Origin of the sequence: Pseudomonas vanderleydeniana, from assembly GCF_014268755.2 — a bacterium.
GTDB lineage: Bacteria > Pseudomonadota > Gammaproteobacteria > Pseudomonadales > Pseudomonadaceae > Aquipseudomonas > Aquipseudomonas vanderleydeniana.
Genome location: NZ_CP077093.1, coordinates 5,752,033 through 5,775,485 on the forward strand (window position 1 = coordinate 5,752,033; position 23,453 = coordinate 5,775,485).

Consider the following 23,453-nt stretch of genomic DNA (forward strand, 5'->3'; position numbering starts at 1 on the left):
ACGCAAAGCGTCACGGGCTGCGTTCCCACGCGGAGCGTGGGAACGATCAGTCCCCCAGAAAACCTGATCAGTGGTTGACGGTGAACGCCAGCATCATCGACAGCTGGCACATCGGCCGTCCGCTCTCGGCATGCCACTGGTTGAAGGCGTCCTGGACGATCGCCAGGTCGCGCAGGCTGCTCGGGACCTTGTCGATGATGTCCTGGGCGTTGAGCGCCGCCACCACATCATCGCTCGGCACGAAGGTGTCCTTGCCGACCATCCGCAGCAGGCGGGGCGCCGACAGGCCACCGAGCTGATGCCCGTGCTTGGCCAGGTACTTCCACAGACCGGTGATCTCGGTGACCGGCCAGTCGGCGATCAGGTTGCCGAAGCTGCCCTTCTCCTTCGCCACGTCCAGCACCAGTTGCGCATTGCGCGGCACGCTCTTGAGCTTGCCCAGGTGACGGATGATCCGCGTGTCCAGCATCAGCCGTTCCAGATGCTCGGCGCCCATCAGCACCACCTTCTCCGGGTCGAAGCCGAAGAACACCTGCTCGAAGGCCGGCCACTTGGCATCCACCAGGCTGTGCTTGAGCCCGGCGCGGAAAACGCGCAGGGCGATCATCGACAGGTAGCGGTCATCGCCGAACGCGCGCAGTTGCGCCGGGGTACGCGGCACCGGCAGGTGCGCTTCCAGTGCCGCTGCCGAACCGAAACGGTTCAGGCAGTACTCGTGCAGCCACTTGTAGTCGCGCATGCGCTGCCCTTACAGGTTCACGACATTGACGAAGCGCGAGGCGGCCGTCTCGTCGATGCGCAGGCTGGCGAAGTCGAACAGGTTGCGGTCGGCCAGCTGCGACGGGCTGACGTTCTGCAGGCCACGGAAGATGTTCTCGGTACGGCCCGGATTCTTGCGCTCCCACTCCTGCAGCATTTCCTTGACCACCTGGCGCTGCAGGTTTTCCTGGGAGCCGCAGAGGTTGCACGGAATGATCGGGAACTGCTTGAAGTCCGAGTAGGCCTGGATGTCCTTCTCGCTGCAGTAAGCCAACGGCCGGATCACCACGTTGCGCCCGTCGTCGGCCCGCAGCTTGGGCGGCATGGCCTTGAGCGAACCGTTGTAGAACATGTTGAGGAAGAAGGTCTCGACGATATCGTCGCGGTGGTGCCCCAGGGCCATCTTGGTCGCCCCGATCTCGTCGGCGAAAGTGTACAGCGTGCCACGGCGCAGGCGCGAGCACAGGGAGCAGGTGGTCTTGCCTTCCGGTACCAGTTCCTTGACCACCGAGTAGGTGTCCTTCTCGACGATGTGGTACTCCACGCCCAGCTCTTTCAGGTACGCGGGCAGCACGTGCTCGGGGAAGCCGGGCTGCTTCTGGTCCATGTTCACGGCGACGATGTCGAACTTGATCGGCGCCACTTTCTGCAGGTGCATCAGAACGTCGAGCATGGTGTAGCTGTCCTTGCCACCCGACAGGCAGACCATCACCTTGTCGCCGTCCTCGATCATGTTGAAATCGGCGACTGCCTCACCCGCCTGCCGGCGAAGGCGTTTCTGCAGTTTGTTCTGATTGACCGAAAGAGTGCCCATAGCCCTTGAAATCCGCGCGGTGTGTCGAAAAAGGCGGCCATTTTACGCACAAACCCGCTGCGGTGGGAGTGGAGCGGACGGACGCAGGCGTGCCCATGGGGCTCCTGGGGCATCCAGCAAATGCTACAACGCTATTACAGCCCCGCCCGACAGTGCAATTTGAGCTAAAACCCCTGCCTTGCGGGCTCCAGTCCTTCCTATACTGCGACATAAGGTCGCAGACATATCCAGACCTCCTATTACTCTGGCCGTCTGTCCGGGCGCTCCAATCTGGGGGGCGATGGTAATAACGAAAGGAGTGACTGACATGATCCATCACGTAGTGGGACTGTTCACCCACCCTGATCAGGAATGGCGGGAAATCCGTGGCGACGCCGAGGAAAGCATCGGCCACATGTACCTCACGCACACCCTGATTCTCGCCGCGATCCCCGCGGTTTCCGCCTTTATCGGCACCACCCGGGTCGGCTGGGTCATCGGCAACCGGGCACCGGTCATGCTGACCCAGGACAGCGCGATCTGGATGACCGTCATGTCCTACCTGGCCATGCTCGGCGGGGTGGCGGTGATGGGCGCGTTCATCCACTGGATGGCCCGCACCTACGACGCCAACCCCAGCCTGCAGCGTTGCGTGGCCTTCGCCACCTACACCGCCACCCCGCTGTTCATCGGCGGCCTGGCGGCGCTCTATCCACACATGTGGCTGGGCATGGTCGTCGGCACTGCGGCGATCTGCTACACGGTCTACCTGCTCTACGTCGGCCTGCCGACCTTCATGAACATACCTTCGGACGAAGGTTTCCTGTTCTCCAGCTCGGTACTGGCCGTCGGGCTGGTCGTGCTGGTGGCGATCATGGCCTTCACCGTGGTCGTCTGGGGCCTGGGAGTCGGCCCCGTGTATACCAACTAGATAACCAGAAACTGCCGACACGGGCCGCCGCAAGGCGGCCTTTTCATGTCGACACGACCATTCGGCGCCTGGCGGATTCGGAATCGACGAGCTTTGCGGCATACTCGACGTCTCTGGAGAAATGTACAGCATGCCCGAGCAACTCAATACCCGCGTCGAAGACTGTTTCCTGCAAGCCGAATCCTTTTTCAAACGACCTTTCAAACGCCCGACCATCAGCCTCAAGCTGCGTGGCCAGAAAGCCGGTGTCGCTCACCTGCACGAGAACCTGCTGCGCTTCAATCCACAACTGTACCGCGAGAACAGCGAGGACTTCCTGCGCCAGACCGTACCCCATGAAGTCGCCCACCTGATTGCCCATCAACTGTTCGGCGACCGGATCCAGCCCCATGGCGAGGAATGGCAACTGATCATGCGCGGCGTCTACGAACTGCCGCCCAACCGCTGCCACACCTACGAGGTGCAGCGGCGCAGCGTGACACGCTACATCTATCGCTGCCCATGTGCCGACAGCGATTTCCCGTTCTCGGCCCAGCGCCATCGGCTGGTCAGCCAGGGGCGGCGTTACCTGTGCCGGCGCTGCCGGCAGACGCTGGTGTTCAGTGGCGAGGTCCGGGTCGAATGATCCGCCTCTGATGGTGGCCTTGGGTCCATCTTCGCGGGCAAGCCTCGCTCCTACAGTCCTTGGTCGTTCTCACACTTGCCCTACGGCACAATCTTGCAGGAGCAGGCGGTACGGCGATCCGGCTTGCCCGCGAAAGGGCCGCTACAACCCCTGAAAGACTCAACCTAAGGCCCCCTCTCTGCGCAGCCCCGCGATCTGTTCGTCGCTGTACCCCAGCTCACGCAACACCTGCTCGCCGTGTTCCCCCAGCCCGGATCCGACGTGCCTCGGCTCCGGCAGCCCCAGGGAGAACTTCAACGGGCATGCCATCTGCGCCTGGCTGGCGCCGCCCTCACGTGGCACCTGAACCACCACACTCCGCGCCTTCAACTGCGGGTGCTCGACCGCCTCGGCCAGATCCAGCACCGGTTCGACGCAGGCATCGATGCCGGCAAACAACCCGCACAGCGTCGTGTAGTCCTGCTTCTCGAACTCCAACTGCAATTGCTGCTTGAGCCACTGCTGCTGGGCCGGGTCGGGCGACAACCCCAGGCGGGCCAGCTCCGGACGCGCCAGGGCGTCACACAGGGCCCCCATGAAATTCGGTTCCAGGCTGCCCACGGAAAACCAGCGCCCGTCACGGCTGCGGTAATAGTCATAGAAACTGCCGCCATTGAGCACCTGCGACTCGCGCCCCGGCTCCACGCCACAGGCGAGGAAGCCGGCGCCGGCCATGGCGTTCAGGCTGAACGCACAATCGGTCATGCTGACATCGACGTACTGCCCCTGCCCCGTCTGTTGCCGGGCGATCACCGCCGCCAACAGACCGACCACCCCGTGCAATGAACCACCCGCCACATCCGCCACCTGCATCGACAACGGCACCGGACCGGTTTGCGCCCGCCCGGTGTAGCTGGCCAAGCCCGAGAGCGCCAGATAGTTGATGTCATGTCCGGCCCGATCGCGATAGGGTCCGGTCTGGCCGTAGCCGGTGATCGCCACGTAGATCAGCCGCGGGTTGATGCGCTTGAGGGTTTCATAACCAAGGCCCAGGCGGTCCATCACCCCGGGACGGAACTGCTCCAGCAGGATGTCGTACTCGAGCACCAGGCGCTGCACGATCGCCACGGCCTCGGCCCGCTTCAGGTCCAGGGCCAGGCTTCGCTTGTTGCGGTTGAGATAGGCGTGGCTGGCGGAAACGCCCTGGTCATGGGGCGGCAGCACACGTAACAGATCCGGACGATTGGGCGACTCGATGCGCAGGACTTCGGCGCCCATGTCCGCCAGCAGCAACGAGGCGAACGGCCCCGGCAGCAGTGTCGAGAAATCGAGGACCTTCAGCGATGCCAGCGGGCCTTGCCCAGGCTCTTGCATGCTTTGTCGCATAGCCACCTTCCTGATCAGCACGATGCCTCACAGAGTAGGTAGCCCAAGACCGGACGGCAATTACCGCAACGCTCGGCGCCAATGACCCAATCGCTCATCGCGCGGCATAAAAAAACCCATCCGAAGATGGGTTTTTTCAGTCAGCAGAGAGACTTACTTGACGCTTGGCGCCTGGCCTTCGGCCACGCCCAGGTCGTCTTGAGGACGCTCGTCCTCGATGCCACGACCACCGGAAGCCAGTTCCGCGTGCAGCTTGTCTTCGTCCAGCTCCTTGACCCACTTGGCCACGACCACGGTCGCTACCGCGTTACCGACCAGGTTGGTCAGGGCGCGGGCTTCGGACATGAAGCGGTCGATACCCAGGATCAGCGCCAGGCCGGCAACCGGCAGGTGGCCGACGGCGGACAGGGTGGCGGCCAGAACGATGAAACCACTACCGGTCACGCCCGCAGCGCCCTTGGAGGACAGCAGCAGTACCAGCAGCAGGGTGATCTGGTGGGTGATGTCCATGTGGGTGTCGGTCGCCTGGGCGATGAACACGGCCGCCATGGTCAGGTAGATCGAGGTACCGTCGAGGTTGAACGAGTAGCCGGTTGGAATCACCAGGCCCACGACCGATTTCTTCGCACCCAGGCGCTCCATCTTCACCAGCATGCGCGGCAGGGCGGATTCCGAGGAGGAAGTACCCAGCACGATCAGCAGCTCTTCACGGATGTAGCGAACCAGCTTCAGTACGCTGAAACCGTGGGCACGGCAGATGGCGCCCAGTACCACCACCACGAACAGCACGCAGGTGATGTAGAAGCAGATCATCAGCTGGCCGAGTTGAACCAGCGAGCCCACGCCGTAGGCGCCGATGGTGAAGGCCATGGCACCCAGCGCGCCCAGTGGCGCCAGCTTCATGATCATGTTGATTATGTTGAACATCGCGTGGGCGAAGCGATCGATCAGGTCCAGCAGTGGCTTGCCGTAGTCACCCAGGCGGTGCAGGGCGAAACCGAAGATCACCGAGAACATCAGCACTTGCAGGATGTCGCCGTTGGCGAAGGCACCGACGATGGTGTTCGGGATCACGTTCAGAATGAAGCCGACCACGCTCTGGTCCGCACCGGCAGTCACGTAGGCCGCGACTTTCTTGGCGTCCAGGGTAGCCACGTCGATGTGCATGCCGTTGCCCGGCTGGATGACGTTGACCACGATCAGGCCGATCAGCAGGGCGATGGTGGAGACGATTTCGAAGTACAGCAGCGCATAGCCACCGGTCTTGCCGACCGATTTCATGCTTTGCATGCCAGCGATGCCGCTGACCACGGTGCAGAAGATGATGGGGGCGATGACCATTTTGATCAGCTTGATAAAGCCGTCACCCAGTGGCTTGAGGGCCACGCCGGTCTGTGGGTAGAAATGGCCGAGCAGGATACCGATAGCGATCGCTACGATGACCTGGAAATACAGCGATTTGTACAGTGGCTGACGAGTCGTCATTGCAAAGTTCCTCAAGAGATCACACACCTGTCATCCATCCGACGGGGACATGACCTGAAGCACGAACCCTCCTGCACCGGAGGGATTTGTTGTTTGTCGAACTGCGAGGGCAGACTGTTCCCCTATCGCAAAGCGCGTGCCACTTTCGGAAAATTCCGTCAAAGCCTTTAGCCATCAGGCTTTCGGTCTCGTTCTGTCATCCAGTACCTACAGCATAGATGGCGGATTTCCGCCCTTCCACTGTCGGCAGCCATGGATTTTGGCGGATATCCGCCTTGTCCCACCTCGAAATCCCTGCCTAAGATCCGCCATTCAATGGACAGGGACCGACCGCCCCATGCGTGAACGCAGCATCGCCAGCCACTTCGCCAATGCCGCCCTGGATGGCGCCCGCCGCCAGGGTCATGCCTACGCGGGCCTGCTGCAACGGCTGGGCATCGCCCCGGAGTTGCTGAGCGAACCCAAGGCACGCCTGGCACCGGAGCAGTTCACCCAACTGTTGCAGGGCCTGTGGCTGGAACTGGATGACGAATACCTGGGGTTCGGCCACAGCCGCAGCCATCGCGGCACCTTCGCCATGATGTGCCACGCCCTGATCCACTGCAGCAACCTGGAAAAGGCCCTCAATCGCGGGCTGCTGTTCTATCGCCTGTTTCCCGAGGGTCCCCTGTTGAGCCTGACGCACGAGGGCGACAAGGTGCGCCTGAGCCTGGATGCATCGAACCTCTGGGACCCGGAACACTTCCTGTGCGAATGCCTGCTGGTGATCTGGCATCGCCTGGGCAGTTGGCTGGTCGGCCAGCGCATCCGCCTGGAACAGGCCACCTTCCACTATCCACGCCCCGAGCATGCCAGCGAATACGACCTGCTGTTCCCCTGCCCGCTGGAGTTCTCGACGCCCACCAGCAGCCTGCTGTTCAGCAGCCGCTACCTGGGCATGCCGCTGCTACAGGACGAACGGACCCTCAAGCAGTTCCTGCGGCGGGCACCCGCCGACCTGCTGGCCCGCCCGGACGACGGCGACAGCCTCAGCAGCCAGTTGCGTCGCTTGCTCAGCCGTGACGCCAGCAACTGGCCGGACCTGGAGGCCGTCGCCCAGCACTTGCACACCAGCGCCCAGACCCTGCGTCGGCATCTGCGCGAGGAAGGCACCAGCTTTCAGGAGCTCAAGGATCAGCTGCGGCGGGATATCGCCATCTACCATCTGGGCCGCAACGACCTGTCGTTGCAACAGATCGCCGAGCAGCTGGGATTCTCCGAACCCTCGGCGTTTCACCGCGCGTTCAAGAAGTGGACCGGATTGACTCCGGGCGCCTATCGCGCCCAGGAGCGCTAAAGTGCCGGGAAGTGGATACGGAACGACGCGCCGCCCAGTGGCGAATCGCCCAGGGTCAGCTCGGCGTCGTAGCTTTCGATGATGTCCTTGACCACCGCGAGGCCAATGCCCTGTCCCGGATGCTGGCGATCCAGCCGCTCACCCCGCTGCAGAATCCGCGCCCGCTGGTCCGGCGGCACGCCGGGGCCGTCATCCTCGACATACACCTCGATCCCCTGCAAACCGCGACGCAGGCTGATGCGCACCTGGCTCAGGCACAGCCGGTAGGCGTTTTCCAGCAGGTTGCCGAGCAGTTCCAGCAGGGCCCCCTGTTCGATCGGCACGTGACTGAATTCCGGCACATCGATGGCCACCCGGACCCGCTTGTCGCGATAGACCTTGTCCAGGGTGCTGCACAGGCTGTCGAGCACTGGCCGCAATTCGACCTGGTGCCGTACCAGGCCGCTCTTGCGCAGGCTGGCACGCTGCAACTGATAGCTGATCTGCTGGTTCATGCGTTCGATCTGGCCTTGCAGAATCCACGCCTGGTCACGGTCCTGCGGCCGCTGCGCCATGCCTTCACTGACGCCCTGCAGGACCGCCAGCGGCGTTTTCAGGCTGTGGGCCAGGTCATCCAGGGAGTCACGGTAGCGACTGCGCTGCTCACGCTCACTGCGCAGCAGGCGGTTGAGCGAGCCGGTCAGGCGCAGCAACTCGCGCGGATGTTCCTCGCTGAGGCTCTGCAACTCGCCGCTTTCGATCTGGTCCAGCTCCTGGCTGAGCCGCCGCAATGCCCGCAGGCCCCAGGTCAGGCCGAGCCAAAGCAGGCCGAGCAGCACCGACAGGGCCGCGCCGAAGCCCAGGTAAAGCTTCTCGCGCAAACCGGCGAGGGTCATCTTGTACTCGCGCATCGGCTGCAAGGCGACGAAGCTGTAGGCAGCGCTCTTGCCACCCAGCAGCTTGACCTCGACGTCATAGACGAAGAACTCGTTGCCGTTGTCCTCGCGGATCTTCGCGAATTCGTTGCCGCGGCCGTCATATCGCGGCTTGTAGTTGATGTTCTCTTCCTGGGTCGCCCGCGAGCGCCACACCAGACGGCCGTCGCGGTCGTAGATGTAGCCGAGCAGACGGCTATCCGGCAGGTTGAACTGCTCGTCGGGAAGCAGGTTGGGCATCTGCAGCTGTTTCTTATTGTCTACTCGCGCGGCGGAAATCAGCGTGGTGACATCCGAGGCCAGCCGTTGCTCGATGGAGTCCTGCAAGGCCAGGCTGAAGGCCCCTTGCATCGCCGGCAGCAGCGCCAGCATGAACAGAATCGCCAGGGTCGTGGCGGCCAGCATCAGCCGCACCCGCAGCGAACGAATCATCGGCAACGCTCGTTGAACATGTAGCCCAGGCCACGCACGGTATCGATCGGCTTGAAGCCGACCGGGCCTTCCAGCTTGCGCCGCAGGCGGCCGACCAGCACCTCGATCACATTCGGGTCGCGCTCGTCGTCATCGGGGTACAACTGTTCCATCAGGCGGTCCTTGGCGACCACCTGCTGATGGTGGCGCATCAGGTACTCGAGAATCCGGTACTCGTAGGCGGTCAGGGCCAGCGGCTGCTCCTCGAGCGAGGCCTGCTTGCGATTGAGGTCGAGCAACAGCGGCCCGGCGGTGATCGTCGACTGGGTGAAGCCACTGGAACGGCGCAGCAGCGCATTCATCCGCGCCTCCAGTTCCTCGAACTGGAAAGGCTTGACCACGTAGTCATCGGCACCGGCGGCCAGTCCCTCGACCTTGTCCTGCCAGTTGCCACGGGCGGTCAGGATCAGGATCGGGAACACCTTGCCACGGCTGCGCAGTTGGCGAATCAGGTCCAGGCCGCCCATGCCGGGCAGGCCCAGGTCGATCACCGCCAGGTCATGGTTGAACTGTTCGGTCTGGTACAACGCCTCCTCGGCATTGCCCACCGCCTCGACCACATGGCCACTGTCGGTCAGCCGGGTTTGCAAGTGATGGCGCAACAGCGCCTCATCTTCTACCACCAGCAACTTCATAACGCTCTCCAACGATACGGGCATCGCATCACCACTAACGGTAACTCAGTTCTGCCAAAGTGTTTCGTAAAAGATACGACCAACCAGCACGTGCAGACCCGGCGCATCATCACCGTTACAGAGTACCCAAGTGGCCCTGAACTCCCCCTGAACACAGGCCGGATCGCGATCGCCACTACCCAGCTCCGGCTCGAGCCGGCAAAATGTCCGGCATGAATCTGCCTGACGCCCTCCCCGCCTGCTGCACACCACTCGACGACCATTGGCCCTTGCCGGTGGCCTTGCCCCATAGCGTATGGCTGGGCACTCACTTCGATCCGAACCGCCTGGCACCGGACGACTTCCAGCGCAGCCGGATCCAGGCGCCGGCGAGTATCCAACGCTCGGTTGCCAAACGCCAGGCGGAATTCCTCGCCGGTCGGCTCTGCGCCCGTGCCGCGCTGTTGAAACTGGACGGCACCGACTGCGTACCCGCCATCGGCGAGGATCGCGCGCCGATCTGGCCGGCCCATGCCTGTGGCTCGATCACCCATGGTACCGGACGGGCCGCCGCCATCGTTGCCAACCGACAGCACTGGCGCGGGCTGGGCATGGACCTGGAAAGCCTGCTACCGCACGAGCGGGCCGAACGCCTGGCCGGTGAAATCCTCACCCCGGCTGAACTGCAACGCCTGGCCGTCGGGCTCGCCGAACAGACTGCCCTGGCGGTGACCCTGACCTTCTCGGCCAAGGAAAGTCTGTTCAAGGCGCTCTATCCACTGGTCTTGCAGCGCTTCTATTTCGAGCATGCCGAGGTGCTGGAGTGGGACATGCAGGGCCGTGTCCGGATGCGCCTGCTGACCGACCTGTCCAGTGAATGGCGCCATGGCGTCGAACTGGATGCCCAGTATGTCGTGCAGGGGGAGCACCTGCTGAGCCTGGTCAGCATTGCCGCCTGAGCCTGGAGTGTTCTCCGGATCGCGAAAGGGCCTCAGGCCTTCTCCTGATGCCGCGGCCAGCTCAGGCTGAAACAGGCGCCCCCGAGGTTCTTGCTCTTGCCGATCAGCGCCCGGCCGTCGTGCCAGTGGATGATCCGCCGCACGATCGACAATCCCAGACCATGCCCGCCCGACGCCCGGGTCCGGCTGTTGTCCAGGCGCATGAACGGCGTGAAGATCCTCTCCCAGGCGCTCTCCGGCACTCCGGGGCCGTCATCCTCGACATCGATCCGGCAACGCAACTGGCCGACCTGATAGCTGATGCTGACCTGTGACTGCGCATGGCGCATGGCGTTGCTGACCAGATTCTGCAAGGCCCGGTGCAGATAGCGCGGCTCGGCCTCGACCCAGGCGTCGTCGCAATCGGCGGCCGACAGGCAGATCCCGCGCGCGACGCGGACATCGGCGCGCAGCGGCGCCAGCTCGCCGATCACCTGGTTGACCAGGGCATCGAGATCGATGCGCTGGAAGTTCAGCGCCGGCGAACCCTGCTCCAGCCGCGCATAGGTGAGCATTTCATCCACCAGGCGATCGAGGTCCTGGATGTCGTTGTCCATTCCTTCCATATATTTGACGCGGGCCTGCTCGGTGGTCGCATCCCCCACCATCTCCAGCCCGAAGCGCAAGCGTGCCACCGGCGTACGCAACTCATGGGACACCGCCCGTACCAGCTCGCGCTGGATCATCAACGAACGCTGCAGGTGCTCGGCCATGTCGTTGAAGGCACCGGCCAGCCGGCCGATGGAATCCGCCCCACCGGCCGGCACGCGGGTTTCCAGGCTGCCCTGGGCAATCCGCGTGGCAGCCGACGCCAGGCCACGCAGGCGTCGCTCCAGCTGGCGTACCAGCAGATAGACGATCAGGCCGATCAGGCTCAGCCCCAGTACCGCGATCAACACCAGCCACTGTGGCGGGTACGGGTTCATCTGGTACAGCGGGCCGATTTCCAGGACCCAGGGCGTGCCGGCCACTCCGGCAAAGACCCGGATCGAGTCACCGCCCTTGCCCAGGGCCATGACCGTGTCACCCTCGGTGATGCGCCGGCGCTGGTCCTCATCCATGTCCGCCTGGTCGAGTGCCACCAGGCGCATGTCGAAACCGAAGCCCTTGTCCTTCTTCAAGGCTGCCAGGCGGGCCGGCTGCTCGGCCAGCGGATAGCGCACCAGCTCATCGGCCAGCAGGTAGATGGTGGCCCGTGCCAGTTGCTCGCTGATCTGCTGGACATCCCCCGCCAGCAACAACTGTTCCTGCTCACTGATCAATCGATAGACCCGCGCGGCATAAGGCCCGCTCTGCACCACCAGGGCCTGGCCACGCAAAACCCGGGTCCGCTGCCCGAGATCGAGACCGGCGGCACTGATCGACTGCATGGACAGCGGGATACCCAGCAGGCGCTCCCACACCACCAGGGCCCGACGGCGCTCGATGTCGGCCATCGGCTGCAGGTTGTCGGCCATCAGCGAAAAGGTGCCGTGGGCCAGTCGCTCGCGATACTGCTCGCCCCGCACCTCGTTGAGCAGGTGCAACGCCAGCACGCCAAGCAGCGCCACCAGCACCAGGGCGGCACACATGCCGCCATAGATGCGCAGGAAGATCGAGTTCACAGGACCCGTTCTACCGCCGCTTCCGGCACGAACAGATAGCCCTTGCTGCGGATGGTCTTGATCAACCGCGGGTGCTCGGGGTCGTCGCCGATTTTCGGGCGGATACGGGAAATACGAACATCGATGGAGCGGTCCTGGCCGTCGTAGCCGATCCCCCTCAGGGCGGTGAAGATTTCTTCGCGGGACAGGATCCGCCCGGCATTGGCCACCAGCAGCCAGAGCAGGTCGAATTCGGCGCTGGTCAGCTCGATACCGGCCTGGTTCAGCCAAGCCTCGCGCAGGGCCTCATCGACCACCAGCGGACCGAACTGCAGGCGACGCACCGGCGGCGCCGCGCTTTCGGACGGCTCGCTGCGCCGCAACAAGGCCTGGATCCGCGCCAGCAACAGGCGCGGTCGCACGGGCTTGCAGACATAGTCGTCGGCCCCCAGGTCCAGGCCCTGGATCTGGTCGAGGTCGTCGGTACGCGCCGTGAGCATCAGGATCACCCCGTCATACGTGTCGCGAATCCGACGGCAGATGCTCAGGCCATCCTCGCCGGGCAACATCAGGTCGAGGATCACCAGGTCCGGCTGCTCGCGCACGATCCGCTCGGCCGCCAGGGCACCGTTGCCCTCGATGGAGACCCGCATGCCATTGGCCTCGAGGTACTCGCGCGTCAATTCGGCCAGACGCTCGTCATCCTCGACTATCAATACCTGCCAGGCCTCTTGCTCCACGGTCTACCCCTACGCATATCGGTTGGAAAGGCTCCGCTCGTCTTTTTGTAATGATTCGGGCGGATGATGAAAGCGTGTGACCGGCCGATTGTAGCAATGGCGCGGCAATAGCACACAGGCCAGGATTGGCACTCGGTAACAGGCTTTTTCTGTGATAGGGTTCGCGCCCGCAAAAATCCGTCCCGGGTCGTCAGAGGCGGTAAAAAACAGTGACAAACGGTTCGATCCAGTGCTGCTGCGGCCTACGCGCGACTTCAGCCTTTCATGCACAAATTACGCACAGTCTTATCCACAGGTAGTACGTTGCAATCCCCCCCAAAAACGCATTATCTTGTACCCCCGTGGAAAAAAACCCCTACATCTAGGGTTTTCCACCTCAAACCCCAAACACATTTCGGACGAAAAACTCAAGCTTTTTTCTTGCTCCCGAGGGGTTGAACTAAACAGTTTTTTCGAAGACCAAACCGCGCCTGCGGATGGCAACCTTTTCCCAGTTGCGAGGGAAAACGGTACGGGTGTTGCAGTAGCGGACTGTCACCCACCAGGAATTCGGCAGCGGGTCGCTGACCCGCCGCCCGCGAAACTTCGGCAAGGAAGCGGAGCCAACAGCCCCTTTCCTACTGTCCCGAAGTGGTTATGCCCGACGACATCCGTCGGTTGTAGTGCTTCAGGACGGAACGGTGGGCACCTTCATGGTGCCCAAACAAACATAGAGAACGTGGAGACACCCATGCAAACCGACACAACTCGCGAGAACCCGCAGGGCACTGTGCCGCAGGCTTCCGATTCGAATCTGGATCTGTCCGCCACCGCGCCGGGCCAACTGCGCGTGATCAAGCGTAACGGCACTGTCGTTCCTTACACCGATGACAAGATCACCGTCGCCATCACCAAAGCGTTCCTTGCAGTTGAAGGCGGCACTGCCGCTGCCTCGTCGCGTATTCACGACACCGTTGCGCGCCTGACCGAACAGGTCACCGCCACCTTCAAGCGTCGCATGCCTTCGGGCGGCACCATCCACATCGAGGAAATCCAGGACCAGGTCGAACTGGCCCTGATGCGTGCCGGCGAGCAGAAAGTCGCTCGCGACTACGTGATCTACCGTGACTCGCGCGCCAAGGAGCGTGCCACCCGCGCGCCAGCCGACGAGCCGGTCAACGCCCACCCATCGATCCGCATCACCCGTGCCGATGGCAGCCTCGCGCCCCTGGACATGGGCCGCCTGAGCACCATCGTCAGCGAAGCCTGTGAAAGCCTGGAAGAAGTCGACGGCGACCTGATCCAGCGCGAAACCCTGAAGAACCTCTACGACGGCGTGGCGCTCAAAGACGTCAACACCGCCCTGGTGATGACCGCCCGTACCCTGGTAGAGCGCGAGCCGAACTACTCGTTCGTGACCGCCCGCCTGCTGATGGACACCCTGCGCGCCGAAGCCCTGGGCTTCCTCGACGTGGCCGAAAGCGCCACCCACCACGAGATGGCCGACCTGTACGCCAAGGCGCTGCCGGCCTACGTCGCCAAGGGCATCGAGTTCGAACTGCTGAACCCGGTACTGGCCGAGTTCGACCTGGAGAAGCTGGGCAAGGCGATCAACCACGAGCGCGACCAGCAGTTCACCTACCTGGGCCTGCAAACCCTGTACGACCGTTACTTCATCCACAAGGACGGTATCCGCTTCGAACTGCCGCAGATCTTCTTCATGCGCGTGGCCATGGGCCTGGCGATCGAAGAGAAGCAGCGTGAAGACCGCGCCATCGAGTTCTACAACCTGCTGTCGTCCTTCGACTACATGGCTTCGACGCCGACCCTGTTCAACGCCGGTACCCTGCGTCCACAGCTGTCGAGCTGCTACCTGACCACCGTGCCGGACGACCTGTCGGGCATCTACGGCGCCATCCACGACAACGCCATGCTGTCGAAATTCGCCGGTGGCCTGGGTAACGACTGGACTCCGGTCCGTGCGCTGGGTTCGTACATCAAGGGCACCAACGGCAAGTCCCAGGGCGTCGTACCGTTCCTGAAAGTGGTCAACGACACCGCCGTGGCGGTCAACCAGGGCGGCAAGCGCAAGGGCGCGGTCTGTGCCTACCTGGAAACCTGGCACATGGACATCGAAGAGTTCATCGAGCTGCGCAAGAACACCGGTGACGATCGTCGTCGTACCCACGACATGAACACCGCCAACTGGATCCCCGACCTGTTCATGAAGCGTGTCTTCGATGACGGCAAGTGGACCCTGTTCTCGCCATCGGAAGTGCCGGACCTGCACGACCTGACCGGCAAGGCCTTCGAAGAGCGCTACGAGTACTACGAAGCCCTGACCGAGTACAACAAGATCAAGCTGTTCAAGGTGGTCCAGGCCAAGGACCTGTGGCGCAAGATGCTCTCGATGCTGTTCGAGACCGGCCACCCATGGCTGACCTTCAAGGACCCGTGCAACCTGCGCAGCCCGCAGCAGCACGTGGGCGTGGTGCACAGCTCGAACCTGTGCACCGAGATCACCCTGAACACCAACAAGGACGAAATCGCCGTCTGCAACCTGGGCTCGATCAACCTGCCGAACCATATCGTCAACGGCCAGTTGGACACCGCCAAGCTGCAGCGCACCGTGAACACCGCCGTACGCATGCTCGATAACGTCATCGACATCAACTACTACTCGGTGCCACAAGCGAAGAACTCCAACTTCAAGCACCGTCCGGTCGGCCTCGGCATCATGGGCTTCCAGGACGCGCTGTACCTGCAGCACATTCCTTACGGTTCCGATGCGGCCGTGCAGTTCGCCGACAAGTCGATGGAAGCGGTCAGCTACTACGCGATCCAGGCTTCCTGCGACCTGGCCGACGAGCGTGGCGCCTACGAGACCTTCCAGGGCTCGCTGTGGTCCAAGGGCATCCTGCCGCTGGATTCGCAACAGATCCTGATCGAGGCCCGTGGCCAGAAGTACATCGATGTCGACCTGAACGAAACCCTGGACTGGGCGCCAGTACGTGCCCGCGTGCAGAAAGGTATTCGTAACTCGAACATCATGGCCATCGCACCGACCGCGACCATCGCCAACATCACCGGCGTATCGCAGTCGATCGAACCGACCTACCAGAACCTGTACGTGAAATCGAACCTGTCGGGCGAATTCACCGTGATCAACCCCTACCTGGTTCGCGACCTGAAGGCTCGCGGCCTGTGGGACTCGGTCATGATCAACGACCTGAAGTACTACGACGGTTCGGTGCAGCAGATCGAGCGTATCCCGCAGGAGCTCAAGGAGCTCTATGCGACCGCGTTCGAAGTGGAAACCAAGTGGATCGTCGACGCCGCCAGCCGCCGTCAGAAGTGGATCGACCAGGCTCAGTCGCTGAACCTGTACATCGCCGGCGCTTCGGGCAAGAAGCTGGACGTGACCTACCGCATGGCCTGGTACCGTGGCCTGAAGACCACCTACTACCTCCGTGCCCTGGCCGCGACCAGCACCGAGAAGTCGACCATCAACACCGGCAAGCTGAACGCTGTTTCCAGCGGCGGCAACCACGGCGACGATTCGGTCCTGGCCGCTCCTGCCGCAGCCGCACCAGCCGGCCCGGCTCCGGTACCGAAGGCTTGCGCCATCGACGAGCCGGATTGCGAAGCTTGCCAGTAAGCTGAGCGGGTGAGCGCCTAGCGGCGCAAGCCTGAGAAACCCCCGCCAGGTCCTGGACCTGGCGGGGGTTTTCTTTTGCCCGGAGAAAACCATGGAACGGTGGCAGTCGGCTTGCTGGCGATAGCAGCGTCCCAGCCTGCGGCGAAGCCCGCAGATCAATCGCTATCGCCAGCAAGCCGGCTCCCACACGCGGGCGCAATATCCCTGGCAGTTGGCTTGGAGGCACAAAAAAGCCCCAATCAAGGGGCTTTTCTGGTGAAGCTCAGGCGATCATCAGGTCATCTGGATGATGGTCTGCATGATGGTGCTCTGGGTGGAGATGGTCTTGGCGTTGGCCTGGTAGTAGCTCTGGCCCTTGATCAGGTCCACCAGCTCGCTGGTCAGGTCGACGTTGGAGCCTTCCAGGGAGCCGGAAACGATCGAACCGTTGGTGCCGACTTCACCACCGTCATAGGCTGGCTGGCCCGAGGCGAAAGTCTGCTTCCAGTTGGTGCCACCGGCAGGTTGCAGGCCCTGCTCGTTGGTGAAGCTCGCTACCGCGACCTGGCCGATTGGCTTGTGCTGGTTGTTGCTGAAATTGGCGAAGATGATACCGGTGCCGTCGATGCTGATATCGGTGATCTGGCCAGTGGCGTAGCCGTCGCCAATGATCGCGGCACGGGAGGTATCAGCGTTGAACTGGGTGGTTTTCGACCAGTCAGTGGTGATGCCTTTACCGGTCGGGTCGTTGGAGCCCGCACCGTTCGCAGCCCAAACACCATTGGTCACCGTCCCAGGGACCCAGTTCTTGACCGGAATGGTCGTGGCGCCGGTGACACCACCAATGCTCTGCAGCTTCCCAGAGCTATCAAACACCATCTGCACTGGAGTCGGGTCAGTCGCCAGGCCAGTGGGAGGCGAGGTTGGCGCGGTGCCATTCGGATTGCGTCCATCAATCAACGTATAGACGTTCCAGGTGTTGGCACCGGTCTTGACCATGTACTGATCGAGCGAGTGCTTGTTGCCCTGGGTGTCGTAGATGTCGGAGCTGAATGGCGTGGTATAGCTGGCGGTGTTCGTTGGGTCAAACGGGGTTGTGGTCTGATTGATCACAGCCGACTTCGAATCCAGGTTGATCGTCGCACCAATGGTGGTGGTGGTCTGCGGCGGCAGGTTCGATACGTCGATACGCAGATCGGTCAGCACGCCCGGAATGATGTTGCCATTGGAGTCGGCGGCAAAGCCCTGCAGGCGCGCGGTACCATCGGAGTTGGTGATGTAGCCGTCCTTGTCGGTCTTGAAGGTACCGGCACGGGTGTACATCAACGAACCGTTGTCGCTCAGGGTGAAGAAGCCGTTACCCTGGATGCCCATGTCGAGCGCGTTGCCAGTGACGTTCATGCCACCGTTGCCGAAGTTCTGCGAAACGTTGGCCAGGCGCACACCGTTACCGATGGTCTTGGACGATACGCCGAGCTTGGTCGCCGAATAGACGTCCTCGAACTCCGCACGGGACGATTTGAAGCCGGTGGTGTTGACGTTGGCGATGTTGTTGCCGGTGACGTCGAGCTGTTTCTGGGCCGCGTTGAGACCGCTCAAACCGATATTAAAAGACATGCTTCTCTCCTTTGTTTCGCGTTGGTCGGCTCTTACAGGCCAATGGTCTGGACTTTGGACAGAGCGATACTGCCCACGCCCGCCAGGTTGAGCATCATTTCACCGCCGTTCTGCGACAGGCTCACGCTGCTGACGGTGGCCGGCAGGTTGGTGACCAGCGCCGTCGAGTCCGCAGAGCCCTTGAGGTTGGCGGTCGCACTGAAGCTGTAGGTGCCACTGGACAGCAGGGTCCCGGAGTCATCCTTGCCATCCCAGACGAAGGGCACGTTACCGGCCGCGGTCTGGGCCCCCAGGTCGATGGTACGGACCACTTTCCCGGTGGAGTCGCTGATCTTGAGCGTGGTTTTGTCGGTGGCACCGGTAACGACCGCGGTGCCGGTAAAGCTCTTGCTGGTATCGACCACCGCCTTGCCGGTCGGCACGATGACCGAACGACCGACCAGCGACGAGGCCTGCAGCGCCTGGGACGACTGGAACGCGCTGGCAATGTTGTTGACACTGCTGTTGAGCGTAGTGATGCCTTCCAGGCTGCTGAACTGGGCCAACTGCGCAACGAAGGCGCTGTTGTCCTGCGGGTCCAGCGGGTTCTGGTTTTTCAGTTGGGTCACCAGCAGCTTCAGGAACGCGTCCTTGCCCAGGGTCTGGCCCCCGGATGCGCTGCTGATGGCATTACCCAGCGAGTCGGTACTGGTCTTGTTCGTCAGCTTGGCGTTGGACGCCGCAAGAATGTCGTTCAGAGTCGAAGAGGTGCTGGTGGAGTCGGTAACGCTCATGTCTGTCGCCCCTTATCACTGACCGAGGGTCAGGACCTTCTGCATCATGGTCTTGGCGGTGTTCATCATTTCCGCGTTGGTCTGGAACGAACGGCTGGCGGAGATCATGTCGGCCATTTCCTCGACCACGTTGACGTTCGGGTAGTAGACATAACCCTTGGCGTCAGCCGCCGGATGGTTCGGCTCGTAGCGAGCTTCCAGATTGCTCTGGTCTTCCACCACACCCAGTACCTGCACGCCCTGGCCGGCCGCGTTCTGGTCCTGGAACAGCGAGTCGCTGCCGCCAGCCTGGCCGTTCTGGAACATGGTGGCGAACACCGGATGACGGGCGCGATAGGTCTTGTCGATGCTCGACGAGACGGTCTCGGCGTTGGCGATGTTACTGGCGACGGTGTTCAGGCGAGTGGTCTGGGCACTCATGCCGCTACCGGCAATGTTGAAAACGCTGGCGAGGGACATGGCTTACTCTCCACGCAGGGCCGATACCAGCCCTTTGAATTTACTGTTGAGCAGGGTGAAGCTGGCCTGGAAGTCGACCGCGTTCTGCGCATAGTTCGATTGTTCGATCTGCGCATCCACGGTGTTCTGGTCGATCGACGGCTGCATCGGTGTGCGGTACTGCAACGCCGCGTCGCCGCTGCTCATGCCCTGGGCTTCGATGTGGCGGCTGTTGGTCGTGTTCAGGGCGAAGGTGCCGTTATTCTTGGCTTTTTCGCTCTGCTCGGCGAGCACGGAGGAGAAGTCCATGTCCCGCGCCTTGTAGTTCGGGGTATCGGCGTTGGCGATGTTGTTGGCCAGGACTTCGGCACGCTGGGCACGGAAGCTCAGGGCCTGTTCATGGATACCGAGCGCTTTGTCGAAACTGATGCTCATGTCGGAAACCTTCGAGAGTTGGCCTGATCGGCGGAACAGGCTTTTCGTTGCCAGAGCTATAGCAAGCCCCATGCCACTTTTTCCAAGCCCCGTAAATCAAGGCCTTGCCGGGCGGCTGCCGCCGGCAATGCCAGAAAAGCGGCAAGCCATTTCCGCTGCGCGCCAGCAAAGCGGCAACAGCGGCGGCAAAAAAAAGCGGGAGCCTTCTGGGCTCCCGCTGGGGTGTCGAATCGTTGGCTATTTGGCCTTGTAGATGATTCCCGGGCTGCACTGCACCATCTGGTAGTGATCCGGCAGGCCGTTGAGGGCTTCGGATGCCCCCAGGAACAGGTAGCCACCCGGCTTGAGGCTGCCATGGATACGCAGGAGGATGTCCTTCTTCACCTCGGCGGAGAAGTAGATCAGCACGTTGCGGCAAAACACGATGTCGAACTTGCCCAGGCTGGCATAGCTGTCCAGCAGGTTGAACGAACGGAACTCGACCCGACTGCGGATCGGCGCCTTGACCGCCCAGCGGCCCGGCCCCTTGGTGTCGAAATAACGTTGCAGGCGGTCGGGCGACAGGCCGCGACCAATCGCCAGGCTGTCATACTCGCCGGTCTTGCAGTTGGTCAGCATCTGCCCCGAGAGGTCGGTGGCGACAATTTGCGCACCGGCCTTCAACTGGCCGATGTTGGTCCGCTCGAACTCGTCGATCGACATCGAGATCGAGTAAGGCTCCTGCCCCGACGAACAAGCGGCCGACCAGATCCGCAGGCGCTGCCCGGGACTGGCCTTGATCGCTTCCGGCAATACCTTGCTCTTGAGCACCTCAAACGGATAGGTGTCACGAAACCACAGGGTTTCGTTGGTCGTCATGGCATCCACCACCTGCTCACGCAACCCGCTGCGTGGCTGGGCCTGAATCTTCTGGACCAGCTCGCCCAGGGATTTGATGCCATTCTGCTCCATCAGCTTGTTGAGACGGCTGGAAACCAGATATTGCTTGTTTTCACCGAGCAGAATGCCACAGGCCTTTTCCAGGAAGACCCGGAACTGTTCGAAATCCAAATTACCCGTAGACAATGATGCCGCCTCTTAAATCGTCTGTACCGCCAGGGACCTTGGGTCCCCGGCTGTTATCCTGCAGCCTTGATCCGGTCAACCACCCGGGCCGCCAGGTCATCAGGTCGGAACTTGGCAAGGAAGTCATCGGCACCGACCTTCTTCACCATCGCCTGGTTGAACACCCCTGACAGGGAAGTATGCAGAGTGATGTGCAGCTTTTGCATGCGCGGATCGCTGCGAATCTCAGCAGTGAGGGTATAGCCGTCCATCTCGGGCATTTCAATGTCGGAGATCATCATCAGGAATTCCTCCTCCGGCTTCTTGCCCTCGTCGACCAGCTTGCGCAGGTAATCCAGCGCCTGCCGGCCGTCATTCAACGCCACCACCTCGACGCCGACCGTCTGCAGGCAACGCGTGACCTGCTTGCGCGCCACCGACGAATCGTCGACCGTGAGCACCCGCAAGGACACTGCCTTGGTTTGCGTCTCGACATCCACCACGCCGAGGGAAACCGACTCGGACATGGGCGAAACCTCGGCGAGGATCTTCTCCACGTCAATGATTTCCACCAACTGGTTGTCGATCCGCGTCACCGCCGTCAGGTAGTGGTCGCGCCCGGTCCCCTTGGGTGGCGGGTGGATCTCTTCCCAGTTCATGTTGACGATGCGCTCCACCGACTTCACCAGGAAACCCTGGGTCTTGGTGTTGTACTCCGTAATGATCACGAACGGATTACTCTGATCCTTGAGTGCACCGGCACCCGTGGCCATCGCCAGATCAAGGATCGGAATGGTTGCCCCACGAATGTTCGCCACACCGCACACCACCGGGTTGGACTTGGGCATCAAGGTCAGCTTGGGGCATTGCAGCACCTCGCGAACCTTGAATACGTTGATCCCGTAGAGCTGCTGCCCGTCGAGACGGAACAACAGCAGCTCCAGGCGATTCTGCCCAACCAGTTGCGTACGCTGGTTCACCGAATCCATCACACCAGCCATGACTGCCCTCTCTGCTCAAAGCTTCACGATCCGACGTCCATTCAGGAACAAACGGCACGGGCCTTGCTTTTTATACCGTTATGAAAGCACAAACGACATTTTTTCGACGCCTGACATCACAGTACCGCAGATTGCTCGCGGTGGTGTCGGTTTTATGCTGCCTGAACCCCGGCAACCCTGCCCTTGCGGAATCGGCGACCCTGCCTGACCAGCTTATCGGCGTGACCCAAGGCTTTCTTGAATTCACGGTAGAAGACTATCTGGCTACCAGTCAAACCGAAGGACGCTACGAGATCCAGGTCAACCAGCTCGATCCGCGCCTGCGCATGGCCGCTTGCGACAAGGAATTGACAGCCAGCCTGGAAAGCCCGGCGACCCCGATTGGCCGGGTCACCGTGAAGATCCGCTGCGAAGGCAGTTCGCCCTGGACCGTGTTCGTGCCGGCCCAGGTCAAACTGTTCCGCGACGTGGTGGTGACCACTCGTCCGCTCAAGCGCGCCGGGATCATCGAGCCGGGTGACGTCGCGTTGCGTGAGAGGGACATCAGCCTGATCAACCAGGGCTTCCTGACGTCCCCGGACCAGGCCATCGGACAGAAACTTGTCCGACCAATGGTCATGGACCAGGTCGTCACCCTGGTCCACCTGGAACAGGCGGAGGTGGTGCGCAAGGGCGATCAGGTGGTCATCAGTGCGACGAGCGGCGGCCTGGTGGTGAAGATGCCGGGCGAGGCCCTGTCCAATGGCGGCCTTAACGAACAGATCCGCATCAAGAACCTCAATTCACAGCGGGTCATCAAGGCTCGCGTCACCGCGCCCGGCCAGGTAGAGGTGGCGCTATAGAGAGATGAAACCGCCTCGTAGATCACTGGCGCCAAGCCGCCACTTTTCCTAAACTGTGGCCCAGACAGGGCTACAGCCGAGATGCAGACTCATTTTCAGATGAGGCTAAAGTTTTTCCGGGTATGGCCGAAAACAAGGCAAGCGTCCAAATACCCAGAGGTTTTTTATCATGGTCATCGATTTCAGTCGTTTGAATAACGCCCCGTCATTGACAGGCAGCACGCGCACCAGCGCCAACAAGGAAGCCGATAGCACCGGCAAGTCCGCGGCGGTGAACAGCCAGACCGAATCGGTCGGCCAGAGCGGGGAATCGGTACACCTCAGCAATGAGGCTCAGCAGTTGCAAAAGATCACTGACAAGCTGCAGCAGCAGCCTGTAGTCAACAGCGCCCGCGTGGCCGAGTTGAAGCAGGCAATCGCTGATGGCAGCTACCAGGTCGACAGCAACCGCGTCGCCAGCAAACTGCTCAACTTCGAAGCCCAGCGCTAGGCCCCTGCCGGCGCGAGGCTTTTGGACGCTTAAAACCCAAGGCCAGCCATGCACGACACCAATCTACTGCAACTGATCACCGATGATTTTGCTCCAGCTCAAGATCTGCTTGAGCTGCTGCGCGCCGAATCACTGGCGCTCCATGGTCGCGACATGGTCGAGCTGGAAAATATTCTGGCGCGTAAACAAGCGTTGATCATTCTGCTGGAACAGCATGGCCGCAAACGCAGCCAGATTCTCGCCAGCCTCAACCTGCCTACCAACCACTCCGGCCTGGAACAACTGGCCGCACAGTCGAGCGTGGGCGGTGAACTGCTGAGCCAGAGCGAGGAACTCACCCGCCTCCTGGCTGATTGCCAGGCAGCCAACGAACTCAATGGGCGCAACATCCAGGTTCAGCAAGCAACGACCGCAAATCAGTTGAAGATCCTGACCGGCGGCGAGCCTCCCGCACTTTATGATGCCCGCGGCTCGACGGCGAGGGTTGCGAAGCCGCGCCCGCTGAGTCAGGCTTGACCCCGAACTGCTGCGCGCTCTATCCAAGGCGCGTATCATGCTGGCAAAATGCTGGCTTTGCGTGTAG

The 23,453-nt window shown here is 62.0% G+C and carries 22 protein-coding genes; 8 read left to right on the forward strand and 14 right to left on the reverse strand.

Annotated elements, in window-relative coordinates; translation table 11 throughout:
- Window positions 1-67 precede the first annotated feature (67 nt).
- Together HU752_RS25815 and ttcA are read right to left on the reverse strand one after the other, a co-directional pair.
- Window positions 68-739, reverse strand: a complete 672-nt coding sequence (locus tag HU752_RS25815; RefSeq protein ID WP_186685128.1) for a DNA-3-methyladenine glycosylase I — start codon at window positions 737-739, stop codon at window positions 68-70.
- Between the two features lie 9 nt (window positions 740-748).
- On the reverse strand, window positions 749-1,573 hold the full coding sequence (gene ttcA / locus HU752_RS25820) for a tRNA 2-thiocytidine(32) synthetase TtcA (protein ID WP_186685126.1): 825 nt from the start codon (window positions 1,571-1,573) through the stop codon (window positions 749-751).
- Between the two features lie 307 nt (window positions 1,574-1,880).
- Between ttcA and HU752_RS25825 the strand changes: the two genes are divergently transcribed.
- Both HU752_RS25825 and HU752_RS25830 read left to right on the forward strand, forming a co-directional pair.
- On the forward strand, window positions 1,881-2,483 hold the full coding sequence (locus tag HU752_RS25825; protein WP_186685124.1) for a Yip1 family protein: 603 nt from the start codon (window positions 1,881-1,883) through the stop codon (window positions 2,481-2,483).
- Between the two features lie 130 nt (window positions 2,484-2,613).
- Window positions 2,614-3,108, forward strand: coding sequence for a SprT family zinc-dependent metalloprotease (locus HU752_RS25830; protein ID WP_186685122.1), 495 nt, complete (start codon window positions 2,614-2,616; stop codon window positions 3,106-3,108).
- Window positions 3,109-3,267: 159 nt separating this feature from the next.
- Here HU752_RS25830 and HU752_RS25835 read toward each other — a convergent pair whose 3' ends face one another.
- Both HU752_RS25835 and HU752_RS25840 read right to left on the reverse strand, forming a co-directional pair.
- Window positions 3,268-4,473 carry a CaiB/BaiF CoA transferase family protein gene (locus tag HU752_RS25835; protein WP_225920070.1) on the reverse strand — a complete coding sequence of 402 codons (1,206 nt, stop codon included), beginning with the start codon at window positions 4,471-4,473 and terminating at the stop codon, window positions 3,268-3,270.
- A gap of 153 nt (window positions 4,474-4,626) precedes the next feature.
- Window positions 4,627-5,958, reverse strand: coding sequence for a dicarboxylate/amino acid:cation symporter (locus HU752_RS25840; protein ID WP_186685120.1), 1,332 nt, complete (start codon window positions 5,956-5,958; stop codon window positions 4,627-4,629).
- 337 nt (window positions 5,959-6,295) lie between these two features.
- On the opposite strand from HU752_RS25840, the gene HU752_RS25845 reads away from it, so the two are divergent.
- Window positions 6,296-7,294, forward strand: a complete 999-nt coding sequence (locus tag HU752_RS25845) for an AraC family transcriptional regulator (RefSeq protein WP_186685118.1) — start codon at window positions 6,296-6,298, stop codon at window positions 7,292-7,294.
- Here the strand turns inward: HU752_RS25845 and HU752_RS25850 are convergent.
- Both HU752_RS25850 and HU752_RS25855 read right to left on the reverse strand, forming a co-directional pair.
- Window positions 7,291-8,640 carry an ATP-binding protein gene (locus HU752_RS25850; RefSeq protein WP_186685116.1) on the reverse strand — a complete coding sequence of 450 codons (1,350 nt, stop codon included), beginning with the start codon at window positions 8,638-8,640 and terminating at the stop codon, window positions 7,291-7,293. The genes HU752_RS25845 and HU752_RS25850 overlap by 4 nt on opposite strands.
- Complete coding sequence (locus HU752_RS25855) at window positions 8,637-9,314, reverse strand: response regulator (RefSeq protein WP_186685114.1); 678 nt, start codon at window positions 9,312-9,314, stop codon at window positions 8,637-8,639. Before HU752_RS25855 ends, HU752_RS25850 begins: the two co-directional genes overlap by 4 nt.
- Window positions 9,315-9,526: 212 nt before the next feature.
- Between HU752_RS25855 and HU752_RS25860 the strand changes: the two genes are divergently transcribed.
- Entirely contained in the window at window positions 9,527-10,252 is a 726-nt protein-coding gene (locus HU752_RS25860) for a 4'-phosphopantetheinyl transferase family protein (RefSeq protein ID WP_186685271.1), read from the forward strand.
- A 32-nt stretch (window positions 10,253-10,284) separates the two neighbouring features.
- Here the strand turns inward: HU752_RS25860 and HU752_RS25865 are convergent, their stop codons facing one another.
- Together HU752_RS25865 and HU752_RS25870 are read right to left on the reverse strand one after the other, a co-directional pair.
- The gene (locus HU752_RS25865; RefSeq protein WP_186685112.1) at window positions 10,285-11,895 is read right to left on the reverse strand and encodes an ATP-binding protein; all 1,611 of its coding nucleotides are present in this window, start codon (window positions 11,893-11,895) and stop codon (window positions 10,285-10,287) included.
- Window positions 11,892-12,614: a response regulator gene (locus tag HU752_RS25870; protein WP_186685110.1), complete on the reverse strand. Its 723-nt coding sequence runs from the start codon at window positions 12,612-12,614 to the stop codon at window positions 11,892-11,894. Before HU752_RS25870 ends, HU752_RS25865 begins: the two co-directional genes overlap by 4 nt.
- 730 nt (window positions 12,615-13,344) lie before the next feature.
- Between HU752_RS25870 and HU752_RS25875 the strand changes: the two genes are divergently transcribed.
- Window positions 13,345-16,251, forward strand: coding sequence for a ribonucleoside-diphosphate reductase subunit alpha (locus HU752_RS25875; protein ID WP_186685108.1), 2,907 nt, complete (start codon window positions 13,345-13,347; stop codon window positions 16,249-16,251).
- Between the two features lie 273 nt (window positions 16,252-16,524).
- Here the strand turns inward: HU752_RS25875 and flgE are convergent, their stop codons facing one another.
- From flgE to HU752_RS25905, 6 genes are all read right to left on the reverse strand, one after another.
- Window positions 16,525-17,847, reverse strand: coding sequence for a flagellar hook protein FlgE (gene flgE / locus HU752_RS25880; RefSeq protein WP_186685106.1), 1,323 nt, complete (start codon window positions 17,845-17,847; stop codon window positions 16,525-16,527).
- Window positions 17,848-17,879: 32 nt separating this feature from the next.
- Window positions 17,880-18,620 carry a flagellar hook assembly protein FlgD gene (locus HU752_RS25885; RefSeq protein WP_054057122.1) on the reverse strand — a complete coding sequence of 247 codons (741 nt, stop codon included), beginning with the start codon at window positions 18,618-18,620 and terminating at the stop codon, window positions 17,880-17,882.
- A gap of 15 nt (window positions 18,621-18,635) precedes the next feature.
- Complete coding sequence (gene flgC / locus HU752_RS25890) at window positions 18,636-19,079, reverse strand: flagellar basal body rod protein FlgC (protein WP_186685104.1); 444 nt, start codon at window positions 19,077-19,079, stop codon at window positions 18,636-18,638.
- A 3-nt stretch (window positions 19,080-19,082) separates the two neighbouring features.
- Complete coding sequence (flgB, locus tag HU752_RS25895; protein WP_186685102.1) at window positions 19,083-19,493, reverse strand: flagellar basal body rod protein FlgB; 411 nt, start codon at window positions 19,491-19,493, stop codon at window positions 19,083-19,085.
- 237 nt (window positions 19,494-19,730) lie between these two features.
- A complete protein-coding gene (gene cheR, locus HU752_RS25900; RefSeq protein ID WP_186685100.1) occupies window positions 19,731-20,558 on the reverse strand; it encodes a protein-glutamate O-methyltransferase CheR in 828 nt (275 codons plus the stop codon).
- 53 nt (window positions 20,559-20,611) lie between these two features.
- The gene (locus tag HU752_RS25905; RefSeq protein ID WP_017903243.1) at window positions 20,612-21,538 is read right to left on the reverse strand and encodes a chemotaxis protein CheV; all 927 of its coding nucleotides are present in this window, start codon (window positions 21,536-21,538) and stop codon (window positions 20,612-20,614) included.
- Window positions 21,539-21,618: 80 nt separating this feature from the next.
- Here HU752_RS25905 and flgA point away from each other — a divergent pair, with 80 nt between their 5' ends.
- The 3 genes from flgA to HU752_RS25920 all read left to right on the forward strand — a co-directional run bounded on the left by flgA (window position 21,619) and on the right by HU752_RS25920 (window position 23,386).
- Entirely contained in the window at window positions 21,619-22,380 is a 762-nt protein-coding gene (gene flgA / locus HU752_RS25910; protein ID WP_186685098.1) for a flagellar basal body P-ring formation chaperone FlgA, read from the forward strand.
- Window positions 22,381-22,549: 169 nt separating this feature from the next.
- Window positions 22,550-22,870, forward strand: a complete 321-nt coding sequence (gene flgM / locus HU752_RS25915) for a flagellar biosynthesis anti-sigma factor FlgM (protein WP_186685096.1) — start codon at window positions 22,550-22,552, stop codon at window positions 22,868-22,870.
- A gap of 48 nt (window positions 22,871-22,918) precedes the next feature.
- On the forward strand, window positions 22,919-23,386 hold the full coding sequence (locus HU752_RS25920) for a flagella synthesis protein FlgN (protein ID WP_186685088.1): 468 nt from the start codon (window positions 22,919-22,921) through the stop codon (window positions 23,384-23,386).
- Window positions 23,387-23,453: the final 67 nt, after the last annotated feature.